The sequence below is a fragment of the Saccharopolyspora hordei genome, assembly GCF_013410345.1.
GTDB lineage: Bacteria > Actinomycetota > Actinomycetes > Mycobacteriales > Pseudonocardiaceae > Saccharopolyspora > Saccharopolyspora hordei.
The window spans coordinates 4,773,173-4,786,126 of record NZ_JACCFJ010000001.1 but is presented as its reverse complement, the minus strand read 5'-3'; the positions used below and the strand labels follow the sequence as shown (position 1 = coordinate 4,786,126).

Here is a 12,954-nt window from a genome sequence, read left to right as displayed (position 1 = left end):
GCCATGCCGAACAAGCTCAACCTCACCGGCGACGCCGACGCGGACCAGCTGCTCAGCGAGGATCCCTTCGCCCTGCTCACGGGCATGCTGCTGGACCAGCAGGTGGCGATGGAGGTCGCGTTCGCCGGGCCGAAGAAGATCGCCGACCGGATGGGCGGGTTCGACGTCCGCACGATCGCCGAGTCCGATCTGGACGAGTTCGTCGAGGTGTGCGTGCAGAAGCCGGCCATCCACCGGTACGGCGGGTCGATGGGGCGGCGGATCCACGCGTTGGCGCAGTACGTGGTCGAGCACTACGACGGCCGGACCGAGGCGATCTGGACCGAGGGCGACCCGGACGGCAAGGAGGTCCTGAAGCGGCTCAAGGCGCTGCCCGGCTACGGCGACCAGAAGGCGCGGATCTTCCTCGCGCTGCTGGGCAAGCAGCGGGGCGTCCAGCCCGCCGGCTGGCGCGAGGCCGCCGGGGCCTACGGCGAGGAGGGCGCGCGCCGGTCGATCGCCGACGTCGTCGACGAGCAGACCCTCCAGGAGGTCCGCGCGTGGAAGAAGGAGCAGAAGGCCGCCGCCAAGGCCGCCAAGGGCTGATGGGCGACGCCTCGGAGTGCACTGTGGACGAGCGGCGGGCCACGCGGTGCAGGTCGACCTGGACCTTGCGGTCGCCCGAGCTGTTCCACCACGGGACCGTCGAGCGCGCCCTCGCCGCGATCCGGGAGCACGGGCTGCGCCCGATGGTGCCGGCGGTGCGGGCCGGCGCGGTGCACGCGGCCGGGCACGAGTTCCGGGGCAGCGCGAACGGGGTGTGGCTCACCGAGCACGTCGCGCCGCCGTACCACGACTCCCGGACGTCCTGACGCGCCCGGCCGCCGGGCTCAGGCCGCCGCAGCGCCCGGGCGCTGGTAGCGGTCGACGTACTCCTGCTCGGAGAGCTCGGCGATGGCGTACATGATCTCGTCGGTGATCGACCGCAGCACCGGCAGCGAGCTGTCCATGCCCGCGTAGCGGGAGAAGTCCAGCGGGTCGCCGAAGCGCACCGTGACCGGGTGCAGCCGCGGGATCCGCTTGCCGCGCGGCAGGAGCTTGTCGGTGCCGGTCAGCGCCACCGGCACGACCGGAGCGCCGGTGCTCAGCGCGAGCCGCGCGACACCGGTGCGGCCGCGGTAGAGGCGGCCGTCGGGGGAGCGGGTGCCCTCCGGGTGGATGCCGAACGCGCCACCGGCGCGCAGCACCTTCTCGGCGGCCTCCAGCGACTCCTTCGCGGCGCGCCCCTTGCCCCGGTCCACCGGGATGGCGCCCCACGCGGTGAACAGCCACTTCGTCAGCGAGCCCTTGACGCCGCTGCCGCGGAAGTACTCGGCCTTGGCCAGGAACGCCACCGGTCGGGGCAGCACCAGCGGGACGATGAAGCTGTCGAGCACGGCGAGGTGGTTCGGCGCCAGGATGACCGGACCGGTGGTGGGCACCTTGTCCGCGCCGATCACCGTCGGCCGGTAGATCGTCCGCGCCACCGCACTGACGACCTTCTTGCTCACCGTGTACAGCACTGCGTCCTCCACACCACGACTGGCTCCCGTCCGAATCTATCCCGTCGAGGTTTCAGGCGTGCGTCCTGCCGGTCAACCTGGGGGCCGGAGGCTCGGGATCCGCGCGGCCCCCAGGGTGTTGGCGGCGGGCTTCGAGTGGGAGCATGAATGGTGGAGGTATCGTCGTGAACAGCTCACATCGTGACGACTCCCCGGTGCTGATCACCGAGGCCCAGCCGTCATTGGACGATCAGCAGGCGATGCGTCGCCGCAGGTACGCGATCATGATGGCCAGCCGGATCCCGTGCCTGGTGATGGCAGCGGTGGTGTTCCAGGTGTGGCAGCTGTCGTGGCTGGCCCTGATCATCTTGGCCATCTCCATCCCGTTGCCGTGGATGGCGGTGCTCATCGCCAACGACCGGCCGGCCAAGAAGACCGAGAAGGTCAACCGCTTCCGGCGCTCGCACCACGCCCTGGAGTCGCGCGAGCACCAGGTCATCGAGAGCTGAGGCGCGCCCCGGCGCCCGCGCCCGCCCGCGCCCGTCGTGCGGCATCATGGACGCATGAGCACGATGACGCTGCCGGAGACCGACACCCGGACCGAGACCACTGACCAGACCAGTGATGACCGTCCGGACATGTTCCACTACGTGCAGAAGGACAAGATCGCCGAGAGCGCGGTCATGGGCACGTACGTGGTGGCGCTGTGCGGGGAGGTCTTCCCCGTCACCAAGTCGCCGAAGCCGGGGTCGCCGGTCTGCCCGGAGTGCAAGGAGATCTTCGAATCGCTGCCGCCCGGCGGCGACGACTGAGCCGTCGACCGCGCGGTGGCCTCAGCCGCCGCGCGGCTCGGTCTGCTCGCGCGGCGACTCCTGCACGGGGACACCGTTGCGCGGGACCTCCGCGACCGGTTCGGGCGGGACGTCCTGCTCCGTCGGCCGCGCCGCCTGCTCCTCGGTGCGCTCCGCCGGGCCGTTGCGCCACGCCCGGTAGCCCTCCTCGGTGTGCATGCGCTGCGCGAGGCGCTTCATCTCCAGCCGTCGCCACCGCCGCCGCTCCCGGCGGGTCATCTTGGCCGGGTACATCTCCTGGATCGCGTTGTTGAACTGCGCGCCCATGATGATCGCCAGGCCGATGAAGAACGCGAACAGCAGGAACGCGATCGGCGTGGCCAGCGCGCCGTAGGTGTAGCCGGTGCTGGTCACCCACGTGATGTAGAGCCGCAGGCCGATGCTGGAGCACAGGAACAGCACCATCGCCAGCAGCGCCCCGGGCAGGCCGCGGTGCCAGGGCAGCTTGCGGGGCAGCGACACCTTGTACAGCGTCGCCAGCGCCAGCACCAGGCCGATCGCGGTCGCCGGGTAGTAGAACGCCTGGATCAGCCAGGCGATGTCGTCCTGGTACTCCTGGGGGAACAGCGTCGGCAGCCAGTCCGGGCCGAGCGCGACGATGGGCAGCCCGACCACCGCGACCACCAGCGACACCAGGTACAGCAGCAGCGCGAAGATCCGCTGCCACACGCTGTTGCGCACCAGGTACTGGTCGTAGGCCATGGTGATCGAGTCGACCAGCGACGCCAGCGCGGACGACCCCGCCCACAGCGACAGCAGGAAGCCCACCGAGACGATCTCGCCCTTGCCCTTGGTGAGGATGTCGGCCACGGTCGGGCCGATGATCTGGTCCACCACGTTCTGCGTGAACACGGTGCGGCAGAACGCCAGGATCTTGTCGTGCACCGCGTCCACGATCGACGGGCCGAACCAGTCCCCGAGGAAGCCCAGGCTGCCCAGCAGCCCGAGCAGCAGCGGCGGCAGGGACAGCGTCTGCCAGAACGCGGCGGCCGCCGACTCCGAGAAGATGTTGTCCCACCAGGCCTTGTCCAGGGTGCGCACGATCACGCGCAGCGGCCCTCGTCGCACCGGGGCTTTCCGTGGTGCGGCGGCACTGCGCCCCCGGCCTTCTGACGAACTCGGCGAACCCATGGCACCCCCAAGCATGCTGCATGGTTCCCGGCGATGAGCGCCGACCCGGGAAAACGGTGTGTCGGCTCCCGCGCCACGGCCTTGGCGGTGGAGATCGACGGGCGGAGGTAAGCTGCACGGCGGCCCGCATCGAGTCGATCGACGCCCGGGCGGTCGCGAGGGGCGGTGCGACGACTCGCCCGCACCATTCAGGTAGGGGAGACCGAGGAAGGAGCGGCGAGCTGGCGTGTCCGAAGCGCAACTCGACAGTCCCGTCCGTTCAGTGCTCAGCGACCCCGCGCAGGCCTCGTCCCGACCGCTCCGCACCTGGCAGCGCCGGGCGCTCACCAAGTACTTGGCGACCAAGCCGCGGGACTTCCTGGCGGTCGCGACGCCCGGCGCGGGCAAGACGACCTTCGGACTGCGGGTCGCCGCGGAGCTGCTGGCCGACCGCACCGTCGAGGCGGTGACCGTCGTCGCGCCCACCGAGCACCTCAAGCACCAGTGGGCGCTGGCGGCTGCGGGTGCGGGCATCGCGCTGAACTCCCACTTCCGCAACAGCGACGGTGTCACTTCCAGTGACTACCAGGGCGTCGTCGTCACCTACGCGCAGGTCGCGGCGCACGAGGCCCTGCACCGGGTGCGCACCGAGCGCCGCAAGACGCTGGTGATCCTCGACGAGGTGCACCACGCGGGCGACGCGAAGTCCTGGGGCGACGCGATCCGGGAGGCCTTCACCCCGGCCGTGCGGCGCCTGGCGCTGACCGGTACGCCGTTCCGCAGCGACGACTCGCCGATCCCGTTCATCACCTACGAGCCCGACGCCGACGGGTCGATGCGCAGCCGCCCCGACCACTCCTACGGCTACGCGGACGCGCTCCAGGACGGCGTCGTCCGGCCGGTGGTCTTCCTGGCCTACTCCGGCGAGGCGCGCTGGCGCACCAGCGCGGGCGACGAGTTCAGCGCGCGCCTCGGCGAGCCGCTCACCGCCGAGCAGACCGCCCGCGCGTGGCGCACCGCCCTGGACCCGGCGGGGGAGTGGATCCCGACCGTGCTGCGCGCCGCGGACACGCGGCTGGCGCAGCTGCGCAGCGGCGGCATGCCCGACGCCGGCGGTCTGGTCATCGCCTCGGACCACGTCACGGCGAAGGCCTACGCCAAGACCCTGCACGAGATCACCGGGACCGAGCCGACGCTGGTGCTCTCCGACGACCCGCAGGCCTCCGGGCGGATCGCCGAGTTCGCCGAGTCCGACGACCGGTGGATGGTCGCGGTGCGGATGGTCAGCGAGGGCGTCGACGTGCCGCGGCTGGCCGTCGGCGTCTACGCCACCAGCGCGTCGACCCCGCTGTTCTTCGCCCAGGCCATCGGTCGCTTCGTGCGGTCCCGGCGGCCGGGGGAGACCGCCAGCGTGTTCCTGCCGAGCGTGCCGGTGCTGCTGGAGCTGGCCAGCCAGCTGGAGACCCAGCGCGACCACGTGCTGGGCAAGCCGCACCGGGAGAAGGACGGCTGGGACGACGAGCTGCTCGCCCAGGCCAACCGCCGGGAGGACGAGCCCGGTGAGGAGGAGAAGGCGTTCACCTCGCTGGGCGCCGACGCCGAGCTGGACCAGGTGATCTACGACGGTTCGTCGTTCGGCACCGCGGCCTTCAGCACCTCCGAGGAGGAGCAGGAGTACATCGGCCTGCCGGGCCTGCTCGAGCCCGACCAGGTGCGGGCGCTGCTGCGGCAGCGCCAGTCGCAGCAGCTCAAGGACGTCGCCAAGCGGGAGGCCGAGGCGAAGGCGGCCAAGGCCGCCGAGGAGGCCGAGAAGCGCGCGAACGCCAGGCCGCAGAGCGTGCAGGAGCGGCTGCAGAAGCTCCGCAAGGAGCTCAACACCCTGGTGTCGCTGCACCACCACCGGACCCGCAAGCCGCACGGCAAGATCTACAACGAGCTGCAGCGGGTCTGCGGCGGCCCGCCGACCGCGATGGCCACGGTCGAGCAGCTCGAGGAGCGCATCGCCACCCTGCGCTCCTGGTGACCGTTCGCCGGTTCGGGTGAAGATCGCCCGTTTCGGTGTACGCCTCCGACGGCGCACCGAAGATCGGTTCTGTTCCGCTCGTCCGGTCTCCTAGGGTCGGTGCATGGCTTTCGACGTGGAGAAGGTGCGGGCGCAGTACCCGGCGCTGGCCGACGGCAGGGCGTGGTTGGACGGGGCGGCGGGCACGCAGGTGCCGCAGCCGGTGATCGACGCCGTCACCGACGCCTACCGGGTCGGGGTGTCCAACGTGGGTGGACCGTACGAGTCCAGCCGCCGGGCGAGTGGGATCGTCGCCGAGGCGCGGGCGGCGGTGGCTGACCTGGTCGGGGCGCCCGACCCCGCGTGCGTGGTCTTCGGACCGAGCATGACCGCCCTGACCTACCGGTTCGCCGCGGTGCTCGCCGACGGCTGGCGGCCCGGCGACGAGGTCGTGGTGACCCAGCTGGACCACGACGCCAACGTGCGGCCCTGGGTGCAGCACGCGCAGCGCGCGGGCGCCGCCGTGCGCGTGGCCGAGCTCGACCCGACCACCGGTGAGCTGCCCGCCGAGCGGGTCACCGACCTCATCGGCGAGCGCACCAAGCTCGTCGCGGTCACCGCGGCGTCGAACCTGCTGGGCACCATCCCGGACGTGCGGACCATCACCGCGCGGGCGCGGGAGGTGGGCGCGCTGTCGTACGTCGACGGCGTGCAGCACTGCCCGCACGCGCACGTGCAGCTGACCGAGCTGGGCGCGGACTTCTACGCGACCAGCGCCTACAAGTGGGCGGGGCCGCACCTGGCCGCGGTGGTGGCCGCGGACCCGTGGTCGCTGGAGAACCTGCACCCCGACAAGCTCAAGCCGTCCCCGGACACCTCGCCGGACCGGTTCGAGCTGGGCACCAACCCGTTCGCCTCCTTGGCGGGGGTCGTCGCCGCGGTGGAGCACCTGGCCGGTCTGGACTCGGACGCCGACGGCAGCCGGCGCGACCGCCTGGCGGTCTCCCGGCGGGCTGTGCTGGCGCACGAGCACGCCCTGGCCACCACGCTGTTCGACGGCATCGCCGCGCTGGACGGGGTGGTGCGCTACGGCGCCCCGCAGGGCCCGTGCACGCCCACGGCCTTCTTCGGGCTCCCCGGCAGGGAACCCGCGGAGGTGGCCGCACAGCTGGCTGAGCGGGGCCTCAACGTCTCGCACGGCCACTCCTACGCCTGGGAGGCGGTGCACGCCCTCGGCCTCGGCCCGGAGGGCGGCGTGCGCGCGAGCCTGTCGCACTACACCAGCGAGGCCGACGTCCGCCGCCTCCTGGAGGTGCTCGCCGACCTCAGCTCCTGACGCGGCCCAGAGACGACGGTGCCCCCGCAGGCGGCCTGCGGGGGCACCGTCCTCGTTCGGGCGCTTACTGCTCGTCCTGCTGGAGGTCCGCCTCCACCTCACGCAGCCCGGCCTCGTAGGCCCGGGCGTGGTGACCGCAGAACAGGAGCTCGCCACCGGACGGCAGCACGGCGCGAAGCTTGGCAGCGGCCCCGCAGCGGTCGCAGCGGTCGGCGGCGGTCAGCTCGGGGCGGGTGAGCGTTCCCGGCATCGTGATCTCCCTCCGTCCCGGCGTCGGAAGTTCCGACGCCCTCGATCCGGCTACGACCACCGGTGTCCCGCTGGCTGCGGGGTCGGTGCTCGTTGAGTCCCACTCTTCCAGACGCATGGGCCGTAGTCAGTGTTCCCGCGCCGCGCGGCGACCGTCGTCACCATGAAGTACCCGGTTGCAGCAGCGGTGCTCGCGGACCGTGATCAGGTTCGCGAAAACCCTTGTCACGAACGGAGTTGTGGCGACCACGCAGATCGGCGCGGAGGTGCCGGCATGATCGAGAACCGGACGAACCGGTGCTCCGGATCACAGGAAGGGCAGGGCGGGCGAGACGGTCGTTCCGCTGGAGGCGAACACCGGATCCCACGATGTGGACGGCTTCTCCCGTGCAATGGGTGCTGGACACAGCGGGAGGGCCGCCGACCGGCTGGTCGACGGCCCTCCCGCGGGGTCTGTCGCGTCAGTCCAGGTAGTCGCGCAGCACCTGGGACCGGGACGGGTGGCGCAGCTTCGACATCGTCTTGGACTCGATCTGCCGGATGCGCTCCCGGGTCACGCCGTAGACCTGGCCGATCTCGTCCAGGGTCCGCGGCTGACCGTCGGTCAGGCCGAAGCGCAGCCGGACCACGCCGGCCTCGCGCTCGGACAGCGTCGCCAGCACCGACTGCAGCTGGTCCTGCAGCAGCGTGAACGACACCGCGTCGACCGCCACCACGGCCTCGGAGTCCTCGATGAAGTCGCCGAGCTGGCTGTCGCCCTCGTCGCCGATCGTCTGGTCCAGCGAGATGGGCTCCCGGGCGTACTGCTGGATCTCCAGCACCTTCTCCGGGGTGATGTCCATCTCCTTGGCGAGCTCCTCGGGCGTGGGCTCGCGGCCCAGGTCCTGGAGCAGCTCGCGCTGGATGCGGCCGAGCTTGTTGATGACCTCGACCATGTGCACCGGGATGCGGATGGTGCGGGCCTGGTCGGCCATGGCGCGCGTGATGGCCTGGCGGATCCACCAGGTCGCGTAGGTGGAGAACTTGTAGCCCTTGGTGTAGTCGAACTTCTCCACCGCGCGGATCAGGCCCAGGTTGCCCTCCTGGATGAGGTCCAGGAACGCCATGCCGCGGCCGGTGTAGCGCTTGGCCAGGCTGACCACCAGGCGGAGGTTGGCCTCCAGCAGGTGGTTCTTGGCGCGCTCGCCGTCCCGCACGATCCAGCGCAGGTCGCGCCGCATCTGGGTGCTGACCTGCTCGCCGGACTCCTCGATCTGGCGCAGCCGCTCCGCGCCGTAGAGCCCGGCCTCGATCCGCTTGGCCAGCTCGACTTCTTCCTCGGCGTTGAGCAGCGCGACCTTGCCGATCTGCTTCAGGTACGCGCGGACCGAGTCGGCGGACGCGGTCAGCTCCGCGTCCTTGCGCGCCTGGCGCAGCGCCTCGGACTCCTCCTCGTCCCAGACGAAGTCGCCGGACTCCTTGGAGTCCTCGTCCGGGACCGGCTCCTCGGGGATCTCCACCTCGACATCGGCCAGGTCGCCGACGTCCGGGGAGGTCAGGTCGGTCTCGATCGGTTCGTCGATCTCCATGCCCTCGCCGGACCCCTTGGCGGAAGCCGACTTGGTCGACTTCTTGCCCTGGGTCTTGGCGCCCTTCTTGGCCGCCCCGGTCTTCGTGGCGGTCTTGCGGGTCGTCGACTTCGCCCCCGTCGAGCTCTTGCTCTTCCGCGTGGCGGTGGACTTCGTCTGCGTGGTGTCAGACGAAGCAGCCGCCTCCGAAGCTGGGGTGGCCTGCGACTGGCCCGACTCGGACTGGGCGCCACCGGTAGCGGCGGTGCTGGAGCGTCGGGTTGCGGTTTCTGCGGCTGCCACGTACGCCCTTTCGCGACGGTCGATCAGGGCTGGCCGGAGGGCGCGAAACCTCGGCCGCCAAAGGTCGGGGAACAACCCACCGGGTTCCAGTTCCTTCGGCAAGCAGAAAACACCAGGTGGAATCGTGTTTTTCTGCTAGCCGGAGGGCCTCGAACCAAGTGGGCCGCGTTCCATTGTAACTGCGATGCGGGGGTGCGGTTCCGCTGCAAGGTGGACCCTGCCCGCACCTTCGTGTGCTAGGCGATCGCTCGGTCAGGCGTTCCCGCTGGTCGCGGCGGTGGCAGCTCCGACGATGCCCGCGTCGTTGCGCAGCGAGGCCGCGACGACCGGGGTCCGGGTCTCCAGCAGCGGGATCCACTTGTGGCCCTTCTTGCTGACCCCGCCGCCGGCGATGATCAGGTCCGGCCACAGGAACTGCTCCAGCGCCTGGATGTACCGGGAGACCCGCGGGGCCCACTCCGGGTAGCTCAGGTCCAGGTTGTCCTTGACCGATGCGGCCGCCTGCGTCTCGGCGTCGTGCCCGTCGACCTCGATGTGGCCGAACTCCGTGTTGGGCACCAGCTGGCCGTCGATGAACATCGCGCTGCCGATGCCGGTCCCGAAGGTGAGCACCACGACGAGCCCGCGGTGCCCGGCCCCCGCGCCGGAGCGCATCTCGGCGATGCCCGCGGCGTCGGCGTCGTTGAGCACCACGACCTCCTCGCGGGGGCGGCCGAGCCGCTCGGCGAACAGCGCCTGCGCGTCGGTGCCGATCCAGCCCTTGTCGATGTTCGCCGCGGTCATCGCGGTGCCGTCCTTGATGACGCAGGGGAGCGTGACGCCGACCGGGCCGGTCCAGGAGAACTTCTCGACGATCTCTGCCACGGCATCGGCCACCGCGGACGGGGTCGAGGGTTGCGGGGTCGGGATCCGCATCCGCTCCTCGGCCAGCACGCCGCGTTCGATGTCGACCGGACATCCCTTGATGCCGGACCCGCCGATGTCCACGCCGAAACCGCGGGCAGTCCCCATGGCTGATCCTTCCTATTTCGATTCAGACCGAGGTGTGCAGACCTTAACCGGGTTGTGTTGCGATGTGGGCGTGGGATTGGCAACTGATGTAGATGCGAAGGCGTTGCGCGAGGTCGCGGTGCAGATCGCGCGCGAGGCCGCCACTCTGGCCCGCACCGTGCGTGATGATGCTGTCACTGGAGGTGTCGACACGAAGAGTACCGAAACCGACGTCGTGACGGCCGGTGATCGCGCCGTGGAACGGCTGGTCCGCGAGCGGCTGGCCGAGCTGCGGCCCGGTGAATCGGTCCTCGGCGAGGAGGAGGGCGGCGAGACCGCCCTCGAGGGGTTGCGCTGGGTCGTCGACCCGATCGACGGCACGGTCAACTACCTCTACGGGTTCCCCTGGTACTCCGTGTCGCTGGCCGCGCAGCTCGACGGGCGCTCGGTGGCGGGTGCGGTGGTCGAGCCGGTGTCCGGGCGGGTCTGGAGCGCGGCGCGCGGCCACGGCGCCCACCTGGACGGCCGTCCGCTGCGCGCCTCGGCCGCCGACCGGCTGGACCTGTCGCTGGTGGCGACCGGCTTCGCCTACGACGTCGAGCGCCGCCGGGCGCAGGCGACGGTGGTGGGCCGGATGCTGGGGCAGGTGCGCGACATCCGCCGCGCCGGGGTGGCCTCGCTGGACCTGTGCGCGGTCGCCGCGGGCTGGCTGGACGGCATGTACGAGGTGGGCCTGAACCGCTGGGACTGGGCGGCCGGGGCGCTGGTCGCCGAGGAGGCGGGCGCCCACCTGCGCCTGCCGGAACGCGGCAGCACCGACGGCCTGGGCGACGAGATGCTCGTCTGCGCCGCGCCGGGCATCGCCGAGCAGCTCACCGGAGCCCTGCGCGAGGCCGACGCGGGCCGGGTCTGAGTCGCCGTCGCGTCGCGTGCGCGGACCCGCGGGCCCGCGCACGCGACGCGTTCAGCAGTGCACCTCGCGGGCCTTGGTCAGCAGGTCCTTGCTGATCTTCGGGGGCGTGACCTCCTGGTTCGCGCCGCCCTGCTGGTCGCGCTGCGGCACCCAGCTCTCCAGCTGCTGGAGGACCTGCTTGGCCTCCGCGGTGGTCTTGATGTCGTCGAACTTGCTGCCCAGGACCAGGTCGACCGAGGCGTCCGGCCGCTCGTCGCGGACCAGCTGCGCGCACGGCGCGATGAGGCTCAGCGTGCGGGCCGCGCTCACCCCGGCGCCGCCGAAGCGGATCTGGCCGTGGCACTTCAGGTCGTAGTTGACGTAGACCGGGTCGTTGTCCGCGCCGCCCTTGGCGAAGCCGAGGGTGGCCAGCTCGTCGCTGACCAGCGAGGCCTGCCGGCTCTCCCCGTTGCCGTTGAGCACCCGCACCTGCACGTCCTGCGGCGGGATCGGGTTGGTCGAGTCCAGCGCGTCGCGCGGCAGCATCGTGCCCAACGCCACCTGCTCGGGCGCGTCCTCCTCCGGTGGCGCGGTGGGCGGGGACGGCGGGTTGCAGGTGGTGGCGGCCTCGATGTCCTGCACGGAGTCGAAGACCCGGGTCCACAGCAGGCCGGCCAGGAACACGAGGCAGGCCAGCACCAGCAGAGCGGGCAGCGGTCGACGGCGCCGGTACCCGGCTCGACGCCCCCCTCGTGTCCCAACGGCTGCCACGTCCGCCCCTCCTCGATCCTCGCCCGCGCGCGTCTCCCTACCTGTGCGCTGCGATCAAGACTATGCGCAGAACCCGCGTCGTGCGGCGCCGGACACCGCTGTTGTGTCGAGGTCGAGGCCGGATCGCGGCTGGATCGATGAGGAGCGCTCGAACCGCCAGCGCACGGCATCGCGGGACCGCGCAGTGGGCACCCGAGGGCACCGGCCGCGGAACGCGCCCGGGAACGACCGCGGAAGAAGCGTGGATGCAGTGAACACCACACCTATGGGTGACCTGGTGCATGTGCGCGACCGCTATGAGCTACCCTCTCCGCGCCTCACGGAGTGCCGGATGAGGCAAGTCGCTCATAACGGGGGTACTGGACACGTTGCAGGGCGAGACCACGATCACTGCGCCGCCGGGCACAAATCCTGGTCCTGGAACGTTTACCAGCGGCACACCATTGCAGTCTCCACAAACGCAGGGGTGAAGAACGATGGCGACCGACTACGACGCTCCGCGCCGCGAGTCCGACGACCTGGCTGAGGACTCGCTGGAGGAGCTGAAGGCGCGACGCAACGATGCGCAATCGGGCGTCGTCGACGAGGACGAAGGGGCGATCGCGGAGAACTTCGAACTCCCGGGCGCGGACCTCTCCGGCGAGGAGATGACCGTCAAGGTCCTCCCGAAGCAGGCAGACGAGTTCACGTGCGCGAGCTGCTTCCTCGTCCACCACCGCAGCCGGCTGGCCGAAGACAAGAACGGTCAGCTGATCTGCCGTGACTGCGCTGCCTGAGGACGGGCGAGCAGGCGTCGACGAGACCGGGGAGTGGCTGGGCACACGCGGGGCGTGTGCCCAGTTGTCTTTTCCGGGTCAGCCCTTGCCCAGCGCCGTGATGAGCTCCTCGGGGTGCCGGGTGCTGACCACCCAGTACGGCGTCGGGTCGTTCTCGTCGCACAGCCAGATCCGCACCGAGGTCCGGATCGACGCGCGGTGCACCAGGAACGCGGCCGGGTCCAGGTCCGGCCCCAGCGCGCGGCGCTGCTCCTGCGGCGTGATGACCTCGACCTCGTCGATGAAGCGCAGCGGCAGGTGCGCGTCACCCACCCACAGCTCGCCGCCGGTGACCTCGATCTTGGTGCGCCCCAGCCACAGCGGGACGGCGATCGCCAGCGGCACCAGCACCACGTAGGGCAGCCACGCCCGGACGCCCGGGTAGCCCATGTGAACCTGTGCGGCCATCAGCACGGCGGCGATCAGCGGCAGGGGCCACGACCACCAGGCCGCGTACAGCCGCTCCCGGTAGACCGGCTCCCCCGTCGAGTTCGCCTGACCGGTCGTTCCTCCGGTCGTGCTGGCCGCTTCCACGCTTTCCGACACGACTTCAGGGTAGTCTCGCCGC

The 12,954-nt window shown here is 71.2% G+C and carries 15 protein-coding genes; 8 read left to right on the top strand and 7 right to left on the bottom strand.

Annotated elements, in window-relative coordinates:
• The first annotated feature begins 3 nt into the window (after positions 1 to 3).
• Positions 4 to 585: an HhH-GPD-type base excision DNA repair protein gene (locus HNR68_RS21940; RefSeq protein WP_179723639.1), complete on the top strand. Its 582-nt coding sequence runs from the start codon at positions 4 to 6 to the stop codon at positions 583 to 585.
• Complete coding sequence (locus HNR68_RS21935) at positions 540 to 851, top strand: RNA 2'-phosphotransferase family protein (RefSeq protein ID WP_179723638.1); 312 nt, start codon at positions 540 to 542, stop codon at positions 849 to 851. The genes HNR68_RS21940 and HNR68_RS21935 overlap by 46 nt, the downstream gene beginning before the upstream one ends.
• Positions 852 to 869: 18 nt before the next feature.
• On the opposite strand, the gene HNR68_RS21930 is transcribed toward HNR68_RS21935, so the two are convergent.
• Entirely contained in the window at positions 870 to 1,541 is a 672-nt protein-coding gene (locus HNR68_RS21930) for a 1-acyl-sn-glycerol-3-phosphate acyltransferase (RefSeq protein ID WP_179723637.1), read from the bottom strand.
• 143 nt (positions 1,542 to 1,684) lie between these two features.
• Here HNR68_RS21930 and HNR68_RS21925 point away from each other — a divergent pair, with 143 nt between their 5' ends.
• Together HNR68_RS21925 and HNR68_RS21920 are read left to right on the top strand one after the other, a co-directional pair.
• Positions 1,685 to 2,029: a DUF3099 domain-containing protein gene (locus HNR68_RS21925; protein WP_179723636.1), complete on the top strand. Its 345-nt coding sequence runs from the start codon at positions 1,685 to 1,687 to the stop codon at positions 2,027 to 2,029.
• Positions 2,030 to 2,083: 54 nt separating this feature from the next.
• Positions 2,084 to 2,332, top strand: coding sequence for a DUF3039 domain-containing protein (locus HNR68_RS21920; protein ID WP_179723635.1), 249 nt, complete (start codon positions 2,084 to 2,086; stop codon positions 2,330 to 2,332).
• A gap of 21 nt (positions 2,333 to 2,353) precedes the next feature.
• Here the strand turns inward: HNR68_RS21920 and HNR68_RS21915 are convergent, their stop codons facing one another.
• Positions 2,354 to 3,517, bottom strand: a complete 1,164-nt coding sequence (locus HNR68_RS21915; protein ID WP_179723634.1) for a YihY/virulence factor BrkB family protein — start codon at positions 3,515 to 3,517, stop codon at positions 2,354 to 2,356.
• Positions 3,518 to 3,728: 211 nt separating this feature from the next.
• Between HNR68_RS21915 and HNR68_RS21910 the strand changes: the two genes are divergently transcribed.
• Positions 3,729 to 5,504 (top strand): DEAD/DEAH box helicase family protein, encoded by a 1,776-nt coding sequence (locus tag HNR68_RS21910; RefSeq protein WP_179723633.1) that lies wholly within the window; start codon positions 3,729 to 3,731, stop codon positions 5,502 to 5,504.
• 103 nt (positions 5,505 to 5,607) lie between these two features.
• Positions 5,608 to 6,819 (top strand): cysteine desulfurase-like protein, encoded by a 1,212-nt coding sequence (locus tag HNR68_RS21905; protein WP_179723632.1) that lies wholly within the window; start codon positions 5,608 to 5,610, stop codon positions 6,817 to 6,819.
• A 64-nt stretch (positions 6,820 to 6,883) separates the two neighbouring features.
• Here HNR68_RS21905 and HNR68_RS21900 read toward each other — a convergent pair whose 3' ends face one another.
• The 3 genes from HNR68_RS21900 to ppgK form a co-directional block, all read right to left on the bottom strand.
• Complete coding sequence (locus HNR68_RS21900; RefSeq protein ID WP_179723631.1) at positions 6,884 to 7,069, bottom strand: DUF7455 domain-containing protein; 186 nt, start codon at positions 7,067 to 7,069, stop codon at positions 6,884 to 6,886.
• Positions 7,070 to 7,529: 460 nt separating this feature from the next.
• Complete coding sequence (locus tag HNR68_RS21895; protein WP_380574267.1) at positions 7,530 to 8,918, bottom strand: RNA polymerase sigma factor; 1,389 nt, start codon at positions 8,916 to 8,918, stop codon at positions 7,530 to 7,532.
• 252 nt (positions 8,919 to 9,170) lie between these two features.
• Positions 9,171 to 9,929: a polyphosphate--glucose phosphotransferase gene (gene ppgK, locus HNR68_RS21890; RefSeq protein WP_179723630.1), complete on the bottom strand. Its 759-nt coding sequence runs from the start codon at positions 9,927 to 9,929 to the stop codon at positions 9,171 to 9,173.
• 64 nt (positions 9,930 to 9,993) lie between these two features.
• Here ppgK and HNR68_RS21885 point away from each other — a divergent pair, with 64 nt between their 5' ends.
• Complete coding sequence (locus tag HNR68_RS21885; protein WP_425502899.1) at positions 9,994 to 10,821, top strand: inositol monophosphatase family protein; 828 nt, start codon at positions 9,994 to 9,996, stop codon at positions 10,819 to 10,821.
• A gap of 51 nt (positions 10,822 to 10,872) precedes the next feature.
• On the opposite strand, the gene cei is transcribed toward HNR68_RS21885, so the two are convergent.
• On the bottom strand, positions 10,873 to 11,571 hold the full coding sequence (gene cei, locus HNR68_RS21880; RefSeq protein ID WP_179723628.1) for an envelope integrity protein Cei: 699 nt from the start codon (positions 11,569 to 11,571) through the stop codon (positions 10,873 to 10,875).
• A 476-nt stretch (positions 11,572 to 12,047) separates the two neighbouring features.
• On the opposite strand from cei, the gene HNR68_RS21875 reads away from it, so the two are divergent.
• A complete protein-coding gene (locus HNR68_RS21875; RefSeq protein ID WP_179723627.1) occupies positions 12,048 to 12,347 on the top strand; it encodes a DUF4193 domain-containing protein in 300 nt (99 codons plus the stop codon).
• A 78-nt stretch (positions 12,348 to 12,425) separates the two neighbouring features.
• On the opposite strand, the gene HNR68_RS21870 is transcribed toward HNR68_RS21875, so the two are convergent.
• Positions 12,426 to 12,932: a DUF3093 family protein gene (locus HNR68_RS21870; RefSeq protein WP_179723626.1), complete on the bottom strand. Its 507-nt coding sequence runs from the start codon at positions 12,930 to 12,932 to the stop codon at positions 12,426 to 12,428.
• Between the last annotated feature and the right edge of the window lie 22 nt (positions 12,933 to 12,954).